Source organism: Halobaculum litoreum (assembly GCF_030127125.1).
GTDB lineage: Archaea > Halobacteriota > Halobacteria > Halobacteriales > Haloferacaceae > Halobaculum > Halobaculum litoreum.
Window position 1 is genome coordinate 187,273 of sequence record NZ_CP126157.1, and the last position, 18,714, is coordinate 205,986.

Below are 18,714 nucleotides of genomic sequence, written 5' to 3' on the forward strand. Positions count from 1 at the left end.
CCTCCGCCCGAGGACGGCCGTCAGGACGGGTCGGGCGGTCGACCGACGGCCGCACCGCCCCGGACGTCCCCGAGCACTCGACGAAGCAACGGCGGCGTCATCGCGGAGGTGGCCACGGCCACGAGCAGCACCACCGTGTACATCCGCGGACTCAAGATCCCGAGGTCGAGCCCGACGGTCGCGATGACGATCTCGATGGCCCCGCGGGCGTTCAAGCCGATCCCCATCGCGGTCGCCTCCGTGCGGTCGTAGCCGAGCGCGGCCGCCGCCAGATACACCCCGCCGACTTTGCCGACGGTCGCGATGGCGAGCGTCGCGGCCCCGACGACGGCGACGGTCGGGTCCGTCAGGAGGCCGAGGTCCGCTTCCAGCCCCGCGACGCCGAAGAACACCGGGGCGAACACCCGAAGCGTCGTCCGCTCGAAGACGGTCCGTGCGCGCTCCGGGATCCCGCCCGCCCGGGCGAACAACACCCCCGCGACGAACGCGCCGAGCGCCGGCTCGACCCCGACGGCGTGCGCGAGGGCGCTGCCGCCGACCGCCGCGGCGACGACGACGAGGAGGTGGCCGCCGACGGCGTCGTCGGACAGGCGGTCGAGGACGCCGTCGACGACGCGCTGGCCGACGACCACCGCTCCGAGGAGGAACGCCGCGAGCACGAGCAGCACGGTCGCGAGCGCGCCGGCGTCGAGCCGACCCGCCCGGGCGATCCCGACGACGACGCCGAGCAGGATCCACCCGACGACGTCGGTGAACATCGCCGTCGCGACCGTCCGCTGGCCGAGCGAGCTGTCGTACACGCCCAACTCGAGGAGGATCCGCACGACCACCGGGATCGCGGAGATGCACAGCGACGTTCCCAAGAACAGGGCGAACACCGGCCGCGTCGCCGTCTCCGTCAACAGGGCGGCCGGGACGACGACCCCGAACCCGACCCCGAGCACGAACGGCACGACGAGCCCGACGGAGCCGATCGCCGCGACGTCGCGTGCGTACGGTCGGATCACCGCGACGTCCGTCTCGAGGCCGGCCAGCGCGAGGAGCAACACCAGCCCCAACAGCGAGATCTCGGCCAAGAGCGGCGACGCCACGGCCGGTGCGAACCAGTCGGTCACCGACGGCGACAGTCGCCCGAGCACGGACGGTCCGAGGACGAACCCGGTGGCGAGCTCGCCGACGACTCTGGTGAGCCCGAGCCGCTCGGTCAGCGACCCGAGCACGCGGGCGACGACGAGCAACAGTCCGAGGAATGCCGCGATCGTGGCGCCGGCGGCGAGTGAGGGAGTCGATATCGTCAGCACAGCGCGGAGATCACGGGCTCCCGAGGATCGGATCGCTTCTGTGGCCCCGTACCTCGGTAACAGACGTGATGGAACTACTTCGCTCGCCGACCCTCTTGAGTGTCGTGGCGATCGTCGTGTTGGTGGGACTGAGCGCGTTCTTCTCGAGCAGCGAGACGGCCATCTTCACCCTCTCCGAGGAGTGGGTCACCGAGCTGGCCAACAGCGGCGATTCCGACGGGGAGGCGCTCCGCGACCTCCTGGACGACCCCCATCGGCTGTTGGTGACGATCCTCGTCGGGAACAACGTCGTCAACGTCGCGATAGCCAGTCTCACCACGGTGTTGGTGACGAACTACCTCCCCGACGGGACGGGCGTGACGGTCGCGACGCTCGCCGCCAGTTTCGTGATCCTGATCTTCGGCGAGATCGTGCCCAAGTCGTACGGGCTGAGTCGCGCCAAGGAGTGGTCCGAGGTCGTCGCTCGCCCGATCGCGATCGTCGAGACCCTCCTGTACCCGCTTGTCGCCCTGTTCGACTTCGTGACTCGGCGGATCGCCGCGTACATCGGCGGCGAGCAGGACATCGAGGTACCGTACACCGAGGACTGAACCCGGGCGCCCGGAGCGAGTTCCACCCGTCGATGGGCACGTCGGCTCTCGCGGCCGCCGCTCCGGACCGTCGCCGGTACGGTGGACGACGGTATCGGGTGCCCGTCGGTCGCCGTCGTGCCGGCCGACCGGGGCGGCGACCGGGAGCGTCGCCGTCCGCGTATCGCGACCACTTTCACCGCCGACTCGACGCCGACCACTTAAATCGCCGGAGGGCCGGGGCGCCGCCGAGCGGGCCGACACCGCCCACACAGGCGCGTTCCGGTGCCGTCGCGCCGGCCGGCGCCACTTTCACTCCGCATGGACGGCTGGCGGCTATACCGTCCCCGCCCGTTCGTCCGTGTATGAACGGCCACTGCGGACACGACGGCGTCGAACTCCCGACGCTCGACCCGGGCGTGACGCTGCTGGACGTCGACTCGTCGCTCGGGGTCGAACCGCTGTGTGCGGTCGTCCTCGACCGGCTGCTCCACGAGTCCGGCCGCGCGTTCTGGGTCGACGCCGGGGGACACGTGCGGACGCGGACGCTCCTGCAGCTCGCACCGCACCGCCGCTACCTCGACCGGATCGCGACCGCGCGGGGGTTCACCGCCTACCAGCACGCGTCGCTGCTCGACCGGCTTCCGCGGGTCGTCTCCGACGCGGCCGTCGACGGCGACCCGCCCGCGCTCGTCGTCGCGCCGGCGATGGACCGGCTGTACCGCGAGGACGACGTCCCACGCGAGCAGGCACGGGAGTTGCTCGTCGGGCGCCTCGCGACGCTCGCCGGGGTCGCTCGCGAGCGGGAGGTGCCGGTCGTGCTGACGCGCCACCGTGACGACGCGTTGAGCGAGCCGCTGGCGGCCGCCGCTCACGAGACGTACACCTGCCGGGCGACCCGGTTCGGCCCGCGCTTCGACGCCGAGGGGGGCGACGACGAGACGCTCGTGTACCACACCGGCGACGGGTGGATGCAGACGACCCTCGCGTTCTGGCGGGAGATCCTCGACCACCGCGCCCGCGCCGTCGACGCGCCGGTCGACACCGCCGGGGACACGGCACGGCGGCCGTCGACACCCGCCGCGCCGGCGACGCCGGAGGGGTGGTGAGCGTGGGGCGGACGAACCCGACGTTCCGGGACGTCCTCTCGCGGATGGAAGACGAGTGGGGCGACTTCCGGCGGGCGCTGCGCCGGCGCCACCAGCCACTCTTCGACCGCCTGTTCGCCTACGCCCGCGAGCACGCCGACGCCGCGAGCAACCTGAACCACCCCGACCGCCTCGCGCCGGTGTTGGTGAGCATCGACCTCGAACAGGAGGACCGCATCGACGAGCTCGAGGCACGGGTCGAGCTGTTGGAGGCACAGCTCGAGGACGACTCGGCGGCTGTCGAATCACCGGCACCGGACGAGCGATAGCCGATGGTCCTCACGATCGACTACGACGACACCGCGGTCACCGAGTGGCGGCTCACGAGCGACGGCGTCGAGCGCACCCGCGTCGACGACTACCGACCGACGATGTACGTCGGCGCGCCCGTCGCGGAGCTGTACGGGGAACACGGCGGCCCAACGCCGCGGGCACGGCTCCCCAAGCGCGGTGCGCTTACCGACGCGCTCGCCGACGTGCGCGCGTTCTTCGAGGGCCACGACGCGGTCGCGGACCTGTCGGTCGACGTGTGGCGCCAGACGTTCCGGTCGGACGCGCGGCCGGTCCTCCGCGTCGACTGTCGGCGCATCGAGGACGTGCGCGCGGTCGCCCGTCGCGTCCACCAGTTCGGCGACGCCGACGCGCACACCTGCTACAACGTCGACCTCACCCGGCAGTTGCGCTACACGCTGGAGACCGGGACCGACCCCGCGCCCGACACCGCCGTCCGCGACCTGCGGACGATGCGACTCGGCCTCCCCGCCCACGGCTCCGACGCGGCCGCGCTGGCCGACCTGACGATCGACGGCGAGCCGGCCGGAGCGACGCCACGGGCCGCGGTCGAGGCGGTCGCCGAGCGACTCGCGGCGGTCGACCCCGACGTCCTCGTCGTCGACACCGCGCGGGTCGTCCCGCTGCTGTTCGAGGCGGCCGCCGACCACGGGATCGAGTCGTTCGCGCTCGGCCGCGAGCCGGGGTACACACAGCTCGCGTCGGCCTCGACGTACACGAGTTACGGGCAGGTGGGCCACTCGCCGGCGCGGTACGCGGTCCCCGGCCGGGCGATCATCGACCGCTCGAACACGTTCTTCTACGACGAGGCGGGGCTCGACGGCTGTCTCGACCTCGTCGACCGCGCCGGCCTGCCGCTCCAGGAGTTGGGGTGGGCGTCGATCGGCCGCGTGCTCACGGCGATGCAGATCCGCGAGGCGCGCTCGCGGGGCGTGCTCGTCCCGTGGCGGGCGTGGCGGCCGGAGTTCTTCCGCTCGGCGACGACGCTCGACACCGCCGACCGCGGCGGCACGACGCTGGCCCCCGAGGTGGGCGTTCACGAGGACGTACACGAACTCGACTTCGCGTCGATGTACCCGAACGTCATCCGCGAGTACAACGTCTCCCCCGAGACGGTGCGGTGCGGCTGTTGTGACAACGACCGCGTTCCGAACGTGGGGTATTCGATCTGCGAACGCGACGGCTACCTGCCCGACGTGTTGGGGCCGCTCATCGACGGGCGCAGCGAGATCAAACGCCGGATCCGGGCGTCCGACGACCCGGACGAGATCGAGACGTTGGAGGCGCGCTCGTCGGCGATCAAGTGGATCCTCGTGTCGTGTTTCGGCTACCAAGGGTTCTCGAACGCGAAGTTCGGCCGTATCGAGTGCCACGAGTCGATCAACGCCATCGCCCGGGAGCTCCTGCTGGACGCGAAGGCCGCGCTCGAAGCGGGCGGCTGGCGCGTGCTCCACGGGATCGTCGACTCGATCTGGGTGACGCCCGCGCCGGACGTCGCCGACGCCGAACGCCGCCCGCTGGACGCCATCGCCGGCGAGGTGAGCGCGTCGACGCGGATCGAGTTGGAGTACGAGGCCGCGTTCGACTGGGTGGCGTTCTGTCCCCGCCGCGGCGGCGACGGCGGCGCGTTGACGCGCTACTTCGGACGGCGACGCGGCGAGCCGTACCCGGACGACGGGCTCGGCGACGCGGTGAAGACGCGCGGGATCGAGTCGCGTCAGGACGACACGCCGGCGTGGGTCGCGCGCTTGCAGGCCGCGCTGATTCGAACGCTCGATCGGACTCACGACGCTGAGGCGGTGTGTGGCGAACTCGCGACGTGGCTGGGGCGGTTGGACGACGGGGCGGTCGACCCGTCCGACCTGCTGATCGAACAGCGCGTGTCGAAGCGGGCCGAGCAGTACCGCCACGAGACGGTGACGGTGGCCGCGCTGAAGCGGGCGGCGTGGAAGGACTGCGCCCTCGAACCCGGCCAGCGCGTGCGGTACCTCGTCGTCGACGACGACGCGCGCGGGGTCGGTCGCGTTCGACTGCGCCACGAGCCGCTGCGGGGCTACGACACCGCGTGGTACCGCAGGCAGGCGATCAGGGCCGCGGAGAGCGTGCTGTCGCCGCTGGGGTGGGACCGCGAGCGGATCCGCCGGTGGCTCTCCGGGACGAGAGACGCACGGCTCTCGACGTACTGAGCGACGTCCGAACCGGGACGGGTCGGGGCCCGCCGGCGTCGGTCGGAGTCGCCGCACCGCGGACGCCCGGGACCCCTGAACTTCCGCCTCCCCGGAGTTGATAGGGCGAGCGGCCGTCGAAAGTGGTGAATGGCGATCCGGTCCCAACTCGACGCCAAGATCCTCTCGCTCGCCATCGCACGGATGGTGAGCGCCCTCGCGAACTCGTTCCTCGTGGTCGTCCTCCCGCTGTACATCGGCAGTCAGGCGGTGCGAATGCCGGCGGTCACCGGGTCGACGATCGCGGTGGGTGGGTTCGGGATCGACGTCACGGTCGAACTGCTGATCGCGATCGTCCTCTCGCTGTTCGGCTTTCTCAACAGCCTGAGCCAGCCGATCACGGGGTCGGTGTCCGACCGCACCGGGCGACGGAAGGTGTTCCTCCTCGTCGGCCTCGCGCTCGTCGCGACCGGGAGCGCGGGCTACCTCGTCTTCACCGACTACTACCTCGTGCTCGCGATGCGCGGGCTCCAAGGGATCGGCGCGGCGTTCTCCATCCCGATCACGGTCGCGCTCGTGAACGAACTCTCCGAACAGGGCGAACGCGGCGGCAACTTCGGCCTGTTCAACACGTTCCGCCTGGTCGGCTTCGGCGTCGGGCCGATCATCGCCGGCGTCGTCATCGCGGGCGGGCCGTACGTGCTCGCCGGCGTCGACGTCACCGGCTTCGACGCGGCGTTCCTCGTGGCCGTCGTCGGCGCGGCGATCAGCTTCGGGCTGATCACGGTGCTCATCAGCGACCCCGAGCGCAGTTCCGAGTCGGCGGGCAAGGACATCTCGATCCGGGTGCGCGGCGAGGACGGCGGGCTCGACCCGGTGTTCGCGCTGGGGGTCGCGACGATCGTGATGGCGCTGTCGATCGCGATCTACGCCCCGCTGGCGAACGTGATCAACGCCCGGCTCGACCAGGGGAGCTTCCTCTACTCGGTGCAGTTCGGCGCGACCGTGCTCGCGAACGTGTTCTTCCAGCTCCCGCTGGGCCGGCTCAGCGACCGGTACGGTCGCCGGCCGTTCCTCATCGGCGGGTTCGTCCTGCTCGTCCCGTCGACGCTCGTGCAGGGGTTCGTCACCGACTCGTACGTGATGATCGTCGCGCGGTTCGTCCAAGGGATCGCGGTCGCGGCGGTGTTCGCGCCGTCGCTCGCCCTCGCCGGGGACCTGGCGAAGGAGGGCGCCTCCGGGTCGACCCTGTCGCTGTTGACGATGGGGTTCGGCCTCGGGGTCGCCGTCGGCACCCTCATGTCGGGCTTTCTCGTCTCGTACGGCTTCGCGGTGCCGTTCGGCGTCGCGGCCGCCGGCGGCGTCGTCGGGCTTGGGCTGATCCTCACGCAGGTGTCGGAACCGACGCCCGAGACCGGGTCGCCCGCGCCGTCGGACGACTGAACGAGGACGGCCTCGCGCGTCGCTCGCGGCACGTCGCGTCGTCGCCACGGAAGACGGGCGACTCACGGCCGCGAGAAGGCGACACCGAGCGACGGCACCTCGTCGTCCGCCGCCTCACTCGCCGGCGTCGAGGCCGAGGCTCGCGGCCGGGGCGGCGACGACGCCGACGCCGTACGCGGGCACCGACGCGTCGCCGACGACCCAGTCGGCGTCGCCCGGCGCGTCGACGGCCACCGCGTCGGCGCCGAAGTTCAACACCCACGTCAGCCCGTCGCGCTCGGCGACGCGGACCGTCGCCGGAAGCCGCTCCGTGTGGGCGACGTGGGCGCGCTCGAGGAGGTCGACCGCGAGCGCGTCCGCGAGGTCGGCGCCCGGCTGGACGCCGCAGTACGTCACCGCGCCGTCGCCGACCGCGTGGTCCAACACCGCGGGACGGCCCGCCGCCGTCCCGGTTTCGTGGCGGCCCGCGACGGTCGCCTCGTCGGCGACGAGCCACTCGCCCCACGTGTCGAAGGCGTAGCGGTCGCCGTCGTAGTCGAGCGCCGTCTCGATGGCGTCCGGCGGCGACTCGTGTTGGTCGACGTGTCCGCCGACGAGCGACGTGAACGGCCCGGGAGCCAACTCCGGCTGGAGCCGGTTGCCGGGGAGTTTGTACCCGGTGCGCGGGCCGAGGAGGAGCTGTCCCCCCTCGCGGACGTACGACGCGACGTGGTCGGCCAGCGCCTCGTCGGCGAGGTGGAGCGTCGGCGCGACGACGGCCGCGTACGACGAGAGGTCGGCCTCGGGGCGGACGACGTCCACCTGCACGCCGCGGGCGCGCAACGCCCGGTAGAAGCGGCCGACGAGCTGCCAGTAGTCGAACTCCGGGGAGTGGGGCTGCTCGGAGAGCGCCCACAGGTCGTCGTAGCTGAACGCCAGCGCCACGGGTGTGTCGACGCCCGCGAGGTCGAGGTCGGCCAGCTCCGCGGCGGCCGCGCTGGCGTCCTCGAACCCGCGGTCGGGCGTGCCGTCGTGGCGGAGCAGGCCCGCGTGGTACTGCTCTTGACCCTGCCGGCAGCGCCGCCACCGGAAGTACGAGACGGTGTTGGCGCCGTGGGCGACGGCCTGGTGGGCCCACAGCCGCATCGCGCCCTCGCCGGGCTGGGGGGCGTACGGCGGCCAGTTGATGTCGCCCGGCTGCTGCTCCATCACCCAGAAGCCCGCGGGCGTCCGGTAGAGGTCGTGGTTGAGGCTCACCTGGTCGGGGTCGCCCGCGCGGAGCCGCTCGGGCGTCGCCTCGCCCAGCCGGCGGTCCTGTGCGAACCCGGTCGGGTACGAGTCCCACGTGGCGAACTCCAGCGACTCGGTCACGTCGAACGCGTCCAGCGTCGGGAAGTTGCCCATGAAGTTGTGGGTGACGAACCAGTCGGGGTTCGCCTCGCGGAGGACGTCCGTCTGGAGCCGGTTGTAGTCGACCGCGCTGTCGCTGGCGAAGCGGCCGAAGTCCAGCAGTCGCGAGGGGTGGTGTTCGGCGGCCGTGTGCCGCGGCGGGTCGATCTCCGCGAAGTCGGCGTGTTGCTGGCTCCAGAACGTCGTGCCCCACGTCTCGTTGAGCGTCTCGACGTCGTCGTAGCGGTCGCGACACCACTCGCGGAACGCCGCCGCGCAGTCGTCGCAGTAACACCGGATCGTCCGGTGACAGCCGTACTCGTTGTCGGTCTGCCAGCCGACGACGTGCGGGTCGTCCGCGTAGCGGGCGGCCAGCCGCTCGACGACGCGCTCGGTCTCCTCGCGGTAGGCGTCGGAGTTGAAGCAGTAGTGGCGGCGGCTCCCGAACGCGCGGGTGGTCCCGTCGGCCTCCTCCTGGAGGATCTCGGGGCGCTCGTCGACGAGCCACTTGGGCGGCGTCGCCGTCGGCGTACACAGCACCACGTCGATGCCGGCTTCGCCGAGCAGGTCGACCGCCTCGTCGAGCCACTCGAGGTCGAACTCGCCGCGGGTCGGCTCGATGCGTCCCCACGAGAACTCGGCCATGCGGACGACCTCGATGCCGGCCTCGACCATCAGCTCCACGTCGCGCTCCCACCGCTCGCGCGGCCAGTGCTCCGGGAAGTAACAGACGCCGATGCGCGGCGTCTGCGGGTCGTGCGGCTCGTGTGCGATGCGTCCGTCGTCGGTGACGTCGTCGGTCATTGGTCGGTGAAAGGGATCGTCGTCACGCCGGGCGTCGCGGTGACGCGGACCGTGCGGTCGCTCGTGCGCTCGCCGGCGTTCGTCGTCAGTCGGTCCGGCACCGCGAGCGTCAACTCCATCGGCGCGTCCGACTCGAGGGTGATCGAGAGGATGTCGTCGGCGCGTTCGACCGCCGTCACCTGCGCCGCGGCGTTCGCGAGGTGGCGCGCGCCGACCAGTCGGGGGCGTCGGTCGCCGGCGCGGCGTGGACGAGCACCACGCCGTGGGGCCGAACCACGCGCTCGACCGCCCCGTCGTGGAGCCCGTCCTCGCCGAACACGTCGACGGCGACCGTCTCCGCGGCGTCGAGGTGGTCGCTGGGGTCCACCCGCACGGTCGCCGCCTCGTCGCGCCAGTTGAACGCCGCGACGGCGACGGCGCCGTCGGCCGGCCGGCGGCAGACGACCCGCTCGGGGAACTCCCGGTCGCCGACGCCGACGACCTCGCCCGCCCCGACCGGGGGGAGCGTCCGCTCGAACAGGTCGCGCCCCGCGTCGTCGATCTCGGCGATCTTGTCGCTGAGGACGTTCGTCCCGCCCGTCAACGCGACGAGCGCGGCGAACGACCGCCGCTCGGCGTCGGTGAGGTCGGTCGTCGTGCGGACGAGTTGGCAGTCGGGGTCGTTCAGCCACAGGCGCCGGTGGCAGAACTGCCGGTTGAGGACGTTTCGGACGGCGTTCTCGTGGGCGGGTTCGCTGGCGGCCTCCTCCTCGCGGCGCCAGTACGGCGCCGTGTCGGGGCCGACGCGCATCGCGTCGACGAGGCCGACGCTGGGGAACCCCGGCGCGCCGCAGCCGAGCACGAACGTGTCGCCGACGGCCTCGCGGATCGTCGCCAGCCCGTGCCGATACGCCTGCGCGCGGGTGACGTCCGCGTGGCGCTCCCCGGGCAACGCGGCGGCGTACAGGAAGTCGAGCTTCAGGTAGTCGATGCCCCACTCGTCGACGACGGTGCGGAACGTCTCGCGGAGCCACGCGGTCGCCCCGGGGTGGGTGACGTCGAGGCCGTACATCGGCCCGTGGCGGGCGCCGGCGTCGACCGGGTCGCCGTCGGCGTCGGCGAGCAGCCACTCCGGGTGCTCGGCGGCCAACCGCGAGTCGGCCTGCACGTAGAACGGCGCCAGCCAGAGGCCGGCGGTGTGGCCGGCCGCGGCGATGTCGTCGCGCAACGCCCGCATGTCGTCGAAGCCGGCCGCGAGCGTGCGCCAGTCGCCGAACGCCGTCTCGTAGCCGTCGTCGATCTGGACCACGTCGAGCGGGACGCCCCACTCGTCGAGCGCGGCGACGTTGTCGCGCACGTCGTCGGCCGTGACGTCGGTGAAGTAGTGGTACCACGAACACCAGCCGGTCGGCGCCGACGCGGGCACGCGGGCGTCCAGCCGCTCGCCGACGGCGTCGGCGAGGGCCGCCAGCGCCGCGTCGACCGGCCGGGTCGCGTCCACGCGCAGCCGCGCCGCCTGCCGGCGCTCGCCCGGCGCGAGCGACACCCCGTCGCCGGGGCAGACGGCGGTGAGCGTCACCGGGTCGACGCCGACGTCGAAGCGCGTCAAGTACGTCTCGTGGTCGAGGAAGCCCAGCGTCACCGTCCCGGCGTCGCCGGAGAGCGCCGTCACCGCGTGGCTCGTGCGCGCGTCGTCGGGCGCGGCCACGTCGGTCATCTGCGGCACCGCCGCGGGCGCCTCCGGCCGGAACGGCTCGTCGAGGCGCGTCGTCGCCGTCGGCGTCCACGACTGGTAGCCGTGTTCGTACAGGCGGTCGCCGGCGGCGAAGGCGGTGTCGGCTTCGTCGATCACCGCGATGTCGCCCAGCGCGACCGGCTCGTCGCCGTCGTTGACGACGGTGACGGTCACGTCGACGGCGTCGTCGGCGGCCGCCAGCGACACCGTCGTCGGGAGGGGCTCGCCGGCGGTCGTCGTCGCCGACACCGACCCCGAACAGAGCGTGGTTCCGCCCGTGACGACGGAGAGCGCGTCGGCCGCCGGGTCGTACGCCACCGCGGTGGCGCCGGCGCTCGCGCGCTCGGTCACTCCCCGTCCTCCCCGCGGCGGCCCTCTCCGTCGCGGCGACGGGCGCGGTAGTCGGGCAGGGTGTCGTCCTGCATGACAGCGGTGCGGCCGCCGTCGACGAGGAGGTTCGCGCCGGTGACGAAGCCGGCCTCGTCGCTCGCGAGGAACGCGACCGCGGCGGCGACGTCGGCCGGCGTGCCGAGGCGGCCGACCGGGTGGATCGACTCGAGGTGGGCGCGGTACTCGGGGTCCATGTCCTCGGTGGTCCGCTCGATGGCGACCCAGCCGGGGTTGACCGTGTTGACGCGGACGTCCGGCCCCAGGTCCAGCGCCATCGCGCGCGTCATGCCGTTGATGCCGGCCTTCACCGCGTTGTACGGGAACATCGCGGGCATCGTGCAGAACGCGTGGTTCGAGGACATGTTGACGATCGCGCCCCCGTCCATGCGCTCGGCCGCCGCCTTGGCGCACAGCCAGAACGACCGGAAGTCCGTCTCGAGGACGAACGCCCAGTCGTCCATCGTCGCCTCGTCGACGGCCGTGTTCGTCTCCACGCCCGCGTTGTTGACGAGCACGTCCACGCCGCCGAACGCCTCGACGGTCGCGTCGAACAGCGCCGCGATGTCGTCGGGGTCGCGCATGTCCGCGCGGACGAACGTGGCGACGCCGCCCGCGGCCTCGATGTCCGCGACGGTCGCCTCGCCGGCGTCGGCGCTGCGGCCGGTGACGATCACCTGCGCGCCCTCGGCCGCGAGGCGTCGGGCGACGCCGGCGCCGATGCCCCGCGTCGACCCGGTGACGACCGCCACCTGCCCGGCGAAGCGGTCGCCGACGGCGGCGGCGTCCGTCTCCACGGCGGCGCGCTCGCTCACCATTCGGCCACGCTCCCGTCCTCGTGGCGCCACACGGGGTTGTGCCAGTCGACGTCGCCTTCCATGTCCCGGACGTGCTCCTCGTCGATCTCGATGCCGAGGCCGGGGCCGTCGGGCAGTTCGACGAAGCCGTCGTCGAACTCGAACACGGACGGGTCCGCGAGGTAGTCGAGCACGTCGCTCGTCTCGTTGTAGTGGATGTCGAGGCTCTGCTCTTGGATGAGGACGTTCGGCGAGCAGGCGTCGACCTGCACGCAGGAGGCCAACGCGATCGGGCCCAGCGGGCAGTGCGGGGCCATCGCCACGTCGTACGCCTCGGCCATCGCGGCGATCTTTTTCACCTCGGTGATCCCGCCGGCGTGGGACAGGTCGGGCTGGATCACGTCGACGGCGCCGTTCTCGAAGACCTCCTTGAAGTCCCACCGGCTGTACATCCGCTCGCCGGTCGCGATGGGGACGGTCGTGTGGGCGGCGATGCCGGGGAGTTCGTCGTTGTGCTCGGGGAGCACCGGCTCCTCGACGAACATCGGCTCGTACGGCTCCAGCGCCTTCGCGAGCCGCTTGGCCATCGGCTTGGAGACGCGCCCGTGGAAGTCGACGCCGATGTCGACCTCCGGGCCGACCGTCTCGCGGACGGCCGCCAGCCGCTCGCGGGCGGCGTCGATCGACGCCGGCGAGTCGATCCGGCGAAGCTCCGGCGTCGCGTTCATCTTCAGCGCCGAAAAGCCCTGATCGACCTTCTCGGCGGCCGCCTGCGCGACGCCCTCCGGGCGGTCGCCGCCGACCCACTGGTACACCCGGACGCGGTCGCGCGCCCGGCCGCCCAGCAGTTCGTACACCGGGGCGCCGAACTGCTTCCCCTTGAGGTCCCACAGCGCCTGGTCGATGCCGGCGATCGCCGACATCAACACCGGCCCGCCGCGGTAGAAGCCGCCGCGGTACATCGTCTGCCAGTGGTCCTCGATCGGCGTCGGGTCCTCGCCGAGCAGGTACGTGTCGAGCAGTTCCTCGACGGCCGTGCGGACGGTCCGCGCGCGGCCCTCGACGACCGGCTCGCCCCAGCCGACGCGGCCGTCGCTGGTCTCGATGCGCAAGAACAGCCACCGCGGGGGCACCTGGTACAGGTCGTAGTCGACGATCCTCGTCACTCCGCCACCTCCGGCTCCTCGGGCTCCTCTACCAGCGGCGCGCCGGCGTCGGTCTTCGTCTTCAGCGCCGCGCCGGAATTCGCGTCGAACAGGTACAGCGCGTCCTCGTCGAAGGCGAACTCGACGGTGTCGCCCGGCGAGGGGCGCGCGCTCGGCACGACGCGGAGCGTCAGCTCCTGGTCGCCCATCGTGGCGTACAGGAAGTTCTCGTTGCCCATCGGCTCGAGCACGGTGGTGTCGATGGCGACGCCGTCGTCGACGAGCGTCATGTCCTCCGGGCGGATGCCGACGCGGACGCGGTCGCGGCCCTCGACGGGCGAGGGGTCCGAGAGCGTGTACTCGAAGCCGCCCGGACCGTGGAGCGTCGCGCCCTCGACGGTCGCGTCGAACGTGTTGATGCTCGGCGAGCCGATGAAGTCGGCGACGAACTCGTTGACCGGGCTGCGGTACACCTCCTCGGCGGTCCCCACCTGCTGGAGTTCCCCGCCGTTCATGATCGCGATGCGGTCGCCCATCGCCATCGCCTCCGTCTGGTCGTGGGTGACGTACACCGTCGTCACGTCCAGATCGTGTTGGAGCGTCTGTAGCTCCGTCCGCATCTGTGCGCGCAGCTTCGCGTCGAGGTTCGACAGCGGCTCGTCCATGAGGAACGCCGCGGGGTCGCGGACGATGGCCCGCCCGAGCGCGACGCGCTGCTGTTGGCCGCCGGACAGCTCCTTGGGCTTCTGCCCGAGGAGGTCCTCGATGCCCAGCAGCTCGGCGACGTCCTGCACCTTGGCGTCGATCTCGGCGCTCGTCATCGACGAGGACAGCTTCAGCCCCATGCCGATGTTCTCGCGCACGTTCATGTGCGGGTACAGCGCGTAGTTCTGGAACACCATCGCCACGTCACGCTCGCGCGCCCGCAGGTCGGTGACGTCGTCGTCGCCGAAGGCGATCGTTCCGTCGGTCACGTCCTCGAGGCCGGCGATACACCGCAGGGTGGTCGTCTTGCCGCACCCGGAGGGGCCCACCAGCACGAGGAACTCCCCGTCGCGGATCTCCAAGTCGACGTCGTCGACCGCGACGACGTGTTCGTCGCCGGTCTCGAACTCCTTTCGAACGGTCTGTAGTGTGATACCTGACATAGTGAATTCACTCCTTGACGGCGCCCGCGAGGATCCCGCTGACGAACTGTTTCTGGAGGAACAGGAACAGCAGGAACACCGGGATCACCGACAGGGCCGCGGCGACCATGATCTGGTCGTAGTAGACGCGCTGTGCGCCGACGAGTTGGTTGATGGCGACCGGGATCGTGTACTTCCCCTGGTCGAGGATGACCAGCGGGAACAGGAACAGGTTCCACTGGAACAGGAACAGGATGATCGCCAGCGCCGCCAACGACGACTTCATCGTCGGCAGCGCGATCTTGTAGTACAGCTGGAACTCCGTGGCGCCGTCCATGCGGGCCGACTCCAACAGGGCGTCGGGGATCGACCGCATGTTCTGGCGCATCAGGAAGATGCCCAGCGGGTTCGCCGCCCACGGGAGGATGATCGCCCAGTAGTTGTTCGTCAGCCCGAGTTGGCTCATGAGGAGGAACAGCGGGATGACGAGCAGCTGGATGGGTAAGATCAGCGTCGCGAGGATGGCGTAGAAGATCGGCTTCTTGAAGCGGAACTCGTACTTCGCGAACGCGAACCCCGCCATCGAACACAGCAGCAGCGACAGCGCCGTGTACACGACCGCGACGAAGATACTGCTCTCCATCGCGCCCATGTCCCACAGGTGCCAGAAGTCGTACGCGAAGTAGAACGGACCCAGGTCGATGTACTGGGTCATCTCGCCGGGGTGGCCGACGAACTGGACGTTCTGGCGGGCCTGCAGCGACTCGAAGTTCGCGAGGAAGCTGTCGCCCGGCAGCAGGCGCGGCGACGTCGACGAGAGGAACTCCGACTCCTTCAGCGTCGACGCGACGGCGATCCAGTACAGCGGCACCATCGTCACGACGGCGCCAAGCAGGACGAACGCGTAGGTGAGGAACTGCCACACCGCCTCGCGGCGGGTCTCCTCACGCATCGGCGGACCCCCCGATACGCAGTTGGGCGGCCGACAACAGGCTGACCACGAAGATGAGCACGTACGTCAGCGCGCTCGCGTAGCCCAGCCGGAAGTCGATGAACGCCGTCTGGTAGATGTACTGCACGATGGTGATCGTCGAGTCCAGCGGCGCGCCGCCGCTGTTGATGATCACGGGCTCGCTGAACAGCTTGAACGTCCCGATCGTCGAGGTGACGAACACGAACAGCAGCACCGGTCGCAGCTGCGGCACGGTGACGTACCGGAACTTCTCGATCCGGCTCGCGCCGTCGATCTCGGCGGCCTCGTACAGCTGCTGGGGGATGTTCTGCAGGCCCGCCAGCAGGATGATCATGTTGTAGCCGGTCCAGCGCCACGTGACGGCCCCGACGATGGTCATGCGCGACCAGAAGGAGCTACTGAGCCACGGGATCGCCGGCAGGCCGACGCTCGTGAGCAGGTAGTTCACCAGCCCGGACTCCTGCATCAACAGGAGGAACACCGTCGAGTAGGCGACGAGGTTCGCCGACACGGGTAACGCGAGCACCGTGCGGAACACGCCGCGGAACTTGACGAACGAGGCGTTGAGCGCCACCGCGAACAGCAGCGCCAGCCCCACCATCAGCGGCACCTGCACCAGCAGGATGAACAGCGTGTTGAACGACGCCTGCAGGAACAGCGTGTCGGTGAACATCGCCGTGTAGTTCTGCAGCCCGACGAACTCCAGTTCCGCGATGCGGGTCAACTGGAACTCGAACCCGGGCAGGTCGATCCACAGCAGCGTCTCGTCGCTCACCCCCTCGAACCGGAAGAACGAGAGGTAGAACGTGTAGAGGATCGGGAAGCCGAGGAACAGCGTGAACAGCAGGAACGTCGGCAGCAGGAACACGTAGCCGACGCCGCTCTCCCCGAGGCCGGGAAGCCGACGGCTCAGGGCCTGTCGAAAGAACCGAGCCCGGTCCCGAACGGTCGGGTCCGACAGCGGCTCGTTGGAAGTTGGTGCGGCCATGCGGGTGGTGCTCAGGCGAGGTCGCGACCAGTCCGGTCGGCGACCTGCTTGGCCGCCGCGTCGATCGCTTCCTTGGGGGTCTTGTTCCCGGTCATCATGTCACGGAAGTGCGTGTTGATCGCCTTCGTGACCTCCGGCGTGTCGACCGTGTAGCGGTACGGCGCGATCTCCGGGGCGACCTCGGCGAACATGCGGCCCGCCTCTTGCCCGTCGAGGAACTCGCTGCCCTGGTCGAACGCGTCGGACTCGTAGGCGGACTCCAGCGCCGGGAAGATCCCGTACTCCTCGTACATGGTGAGCTGGTGCTCCTTGCTGCCCAGCGTGTAGGCCATGTAGTCCCACGCGCGACGCGCGGTCTGGTCGTCGACCTGCTTCGCGATGGTGACGTTGGAGCCGCCCCAGTTGGTTGCGCGCGAGCCGCCCGACTCGATGGCCGGCGGCTTGATGGCGCCCCACTTGCCGGCCGTGTCGCCGAGTTCGGCCTTCAGCGTGCCCTCGATCCACGCGCCGGCGGTCAGGCTGGCGGTGGTCCCCTCGCCGAAGGCGGTGAACCACGCCGACGACCACGAGGCGAGGTCGTTCGCGACGCCCGAGTCGCGCAGCCGCTTGAGGATGCGCGCCACCTGCAGGCTCTTGTCGGAGTTGATGTTCACCGCGCCGTTGCTGGTGAACGGCTGGCCGCCCAGCTGGCGGAACATCATCCGCCACAGGCCGTCGTAGTCGTTGGACGGCAGGTTGAGGAGGTACTGACCGTCGGGGAGCTTCTTCCCCTCCTCGATGTACTGGTCCCACGTCTCGACGCTCGTGGGGTCGATGTCGTGCTCCGCCATCACGTCGCGGCGGTAGAACGTCCCGACCGGGCCGATGTCCCACGGGAGGGCGTACGTCCCGCCGTCCTTCTCGAGGGGGCCCCACTTCCCGGAGACGAACTCGTCTTTGATGCCGGCCTCCGCGAGCCAGTCGGAGATGTCGCGCAGCCCGCCGGTGTCGACCCACGAGGCGGCGTCGACGCTCTCCATCATCGCCGCACCCGGAGCGCCCGAGCCCGACAGGAGCGTCGACTTGAACTTGTCTTTCATGTCGGCGCGACCGATCTGCGTGATCGTGATGTCGCCGCCGTGTTCCTCCTCGTAGGGCTCGTCGATCAGGTCGAGCGACTTCGCCGCGACGTCCCAGCCCCACACCTCGGCCGACTGCGCCATCGCCGGGCCGCTCGTGGTGCTCGTGCTGCCGCCGCTCGAATCCCCGCCGGACTCGCTCGTCCCGCCGCCGTCCGACTGCGCGGGGTCGCCCGTTCCGACACAGCCGGCCAGGCCCGCGAGGCCCGCCAGCCCTGCTCCCTTCAGCACGCGTCGCCGCCCAGTTTTGTTGGTAGGCTTTCGCATAGGTCGTACTCACCATGTGTCTACTATTCCTATTTATTTGTTGTGGTGAGTCGATACTCTACGGCAACTACATCGCTTCTACGTCCCAAATTAGATATTCACGATCGGCCCTTCTTAAGCAAGCCGTTTAGGATGGCTGAACGTGAAAGTGGCCGATCGATCGGCGGGATACCCCGCTACACACCTCGAACAGACCGGTTCCGTAAGGTATGCCCCGTGCGGCCCGACCTTCATGAACGTTCACAATCGACGCGAACTGTTCGGCTTCGGTGAACGATTTATATACCGGCGGGCCACACACGGACCATGAGCGAGTACCCCGTCGGCGCGAGCCACACCACCGCGAGGGTCGTCGAGGCCCTAGTGGACGTGGACGACGCCGGCGTGACGGAGTTGGCTCGCGAGTTGGAGGTGTCGAAGGGCACCGTCCACAACCACTTGCGGACGCTCGAACGCCTCGGCGTCGTGCGGTCGACCGACGGCCGGTACCGCCTCGGACTGGCGCTCCTCGACACGGGGATGGCCGTTCGGGACCGCCTCCCGTTGTACCGGACCGCCCGCGAGTACGTCACCGACCTCGCCGAGACGACCGGGGAGTCGACCGTCCTCGTCGTCGCGGAGGACGACGAGGCCGTGTACGTCGACGTCCGTCGCTCGGACCGCAACCACTACCGGCTGCGACCCGGCAGTCGCGTCCCGCTCCACACGACGGCACCGGGGAAGGTGGTGCTCGCGTACCGCTCGGCCGAGGAGATCGACCGCTACGCCGAGGCGACCGACGCGACGCCGACGGACCGCACCCTCGACGCCAGCCGTTCGCTGCGCGACGAGCTCGGATCCGTCGAGGACCGCGGCCTCGCGTTCGACCGCGGGGAGCTGATCTCGGACATGCGGGGCGTGGCCGCGCCGATCACCGCCGACGGGACGGTCGTGGGCGCGCTCGGCGTGCAGGGACCACACGAACGGTTCTCGGGCAAGCGCCTCGAGGAGGACCTCCCCGGGCTGGTGTTGAGCACGGCGAAGCAGGCCGGACTGGCGCTGGATCGGTGAGCGTTCGGGAGAAGTGAACGGAACGGACAGCTGCGGATCTGTTTATTCTAGATGAACGT

The 18,714-nt window shown here is 70.7% G+C and carries 16 protein-coding genes; 6 read left to right on the forward strand and 10 right to left on the reverse strand.

All coding sequences use genetic code 11. The annotated features are described in order from the left end of the window. Positions 1–20: 20 nt before the first annotated feature. Positions 21–1,301 carry a cation:proton antiporter gene (locus P0R35_RS15865; protein WP_284014743.1) on the reverse strand — a complete coding sequence of 427 codons (1,281 nt, stop codon included), beginning with the start codon at positions 1,299–1,301 and terminating at the stop codon, positions 21–23. Between the two features lie 68 nt (positions 1,302–1,369). Between P0R35_RS15865 and P0R35_RS15870 the strand changes: the two genes are divergently transcribed. The 5 genes from P0R35_RS15870 (at position 1,370) to P0R35_RS15890 (ending at position 6,917) form a co-directional block, all read left to right on the forward strand. Beyond that, complete coding sequence (locus tag P0R35_RS15870; RefSeq protein WP_284014744.1) at positions 1,370–1,891, forward strand: CNNM domain-containing protein; 522 nt, start codon at positions 1,370–1,372, stop codon at positions 1,889–1,891. A gap of 344 nt (positions 1,892–2,235) precedes the next feature. Then, on the forward strand, positions 2,236–2,979 hold the full coding sequence (locus tag P0R35_RS15875) for a P-loop NTPase family protein (RefSeq protein ID WP_284014745.1): 744 nt from the start codon (positions 2,236–2,238) through the stop codon (positions 2,977–2,979). Positions 2,980–2,981: 2 nt separating this feature from the next. Next, the gene (locus tag P0R35_RS15880) at positions 2,982–3,287 is read left to right on the forward strand and encodes a DUF8156 family protein (RefSeq protein ID WP_284014890.1); all 306 of its coding nucleotides are present in this window, start codon (positions 2,982–2,984) and stop codon (positions 3,285–3,287) included. A gap of 3 nt (positions 3,288–3,290) precedes the next feature. Beyond that, positions 3,291–5,495 carry a type B DNA-directed DNA polymerase gene (locus tag P0R35_RS15885; protein ID WP_284014746.1) on the forward strand — a complete coding sequence of 735 codons (2,205 nt, stop codon included), beginning with the start codon at positions 3,291–3,293 and terminating at the stop codon, positions 5,493–5,495. 135 nt (positions 5,496–5,630) lie between these two features. Then, entirely contained in the window at positions 5,631–6,917 is a 1,287-nt protein-coding gene (locus P0R35_RS15890) for an MFS transporter (RefSeq protein WP_284014891.1), read from the forward strand. A 114-nt stretch (positions 6,918–7,031) separates the two neighbouring features. Here P0R35_RS15890 and P0R35_RS15895 read toward each other — a convergent pair whose 3' ends face one another. Genes P0R35_RS15895 through P0R35_RS15935 form a run of 9 tightly spaced genes read right to left on the reverse strand, consistent with a single transcriptional unit; the run spans position 7,032 to position 17,569 of the window. Continuing rightward, positions 7,032–9,089, reverse strand: coding sequence for a beta-galactosidase (locus tag P0R35_RS15895; RefSeq protein ID WP_284014747.1), 2,058 nt, complete (start codon positions 9,087–9,089; stop codon positions 7,032–7,034). Continuing rightward, positions 9,086–9,268 (reverse strand): hypothetical protein, encoded by a 183-nt coding sequence (locus P0R35_RS15900; protein ID WP_284014748.1) that lies wholly within the window; start codon positions 9,266–9,268, stop codon positions 9,086–9,088. Before P0R35_RS15900 ends, P0R35_RS15895 begins: the two co-directional genes overlap by 4 nt. After that, the gene (locus P0R35_RS15905) at positions 9,265–11,154 is read right to left on the reverse strand and encodes an alpha-galactosidase (RefSeq protein ID WP_284014749.1); all 1,890 of its coding nucleotides are present in this window, start codon (positions 11,152–11,154) and stop codon (positions 9,265–9,267) included. The genes P0R35_RS15900 and P0R35_RS15905 overlap by 4 nt, the downstream gene beginning before the upstream one ends. Beyond that, positions 11,151–12,008: an SDR family NAD(P)-dependent oxidoreductase gene (locus tag P0R35_RS15910; RefSeq protein WP_284014750.1), complete on the reverse strand. Its 858-nt coding sequence runs from the start codon at positions 12,006–12,008 to the stop codon at positions 11,151–11,153. Before P0R35_RS15910 ends, P0R35_RS15905 begins: the two co-directional genes overlap by 4 nt. Beyond that, positions 12,002–13,153, reverse strand: coding sequence for a galactonate dehydratase (gene dgoD / locus P0R35_RS15915; protein ID WP_284014751.1), 1,152 nt, complete (start codon positions 13,151–13,153; stop codon positions 12,002–12,004). Before dgoD ends, P0R35_RS15910 begins: the two co-directional genes overlap by 7 nt. Next, positions 13,150–14,280 (reverse strand): ABC transporter ATP-binding protein, encoded by a 1,131-nt coding sequence (locus P0R35_RS15920; RefSeq protein ID WP_284014752.1) that lies wholly within the window; start codon positions 14,278–14,280, stop codon positions 13,150–13,152. The genes dgoD and P0R35_RS15920 overlap by 4 nt, the downstream gene beginning before the upstream one ends. A 7-nt stretch (positions 14,281–14,287) precedes the next feature. After that, entirely contained in the window at positions 14,288–15,211 is a 924-nt protein-coding gene (locus P0R35_RS15925; protein ID WP_284014753.1) for a carbohydrate ABC transporter permease, read from the reverse strand. After that, entirely contained in the window at positions 15,204–16,220 is a 1,017-nt protein-coding gene (locus P0R35_RS15930; RefSeq protein ID WP_284014754.1) for a carbohydrate ABC transporter permease, read from the reverse strand. Before P0R35_RS15930 ends, P0R35_RS15925 begins: the two co-directional genes overlap by 8 nt. Positions 16,221–16,231: 11 nt before the next feature. After that, a complete protein-coding gene (locus tag P0R35_RS15935) occupies positions 16,232–17,569 on the reverse strand; it encodes an extracellular solute-binding protein (protein ID WP_321170467.1) in 1,338 nt (445 codons plus the stop codon). 342 nt (positions 17,570–17,911) lie between these two features. Here P0R35_RS15935 and P0R35_RS15940 point away from each other — a divergent pair, with 342 nt between their 5' ends. After that, positions 17,912–18,655, forward strand: coding sequence for an IclR family transcriptional regulator (locus P0R35_RS15940; RefSeq protein ID WP_284014755.1), 744 nt, complete (start codon positions 17,912–17,914; stop codon positions 18,653–18,655). Positions 18,656–18,714 lie beyond the last annotated feature (59 nt).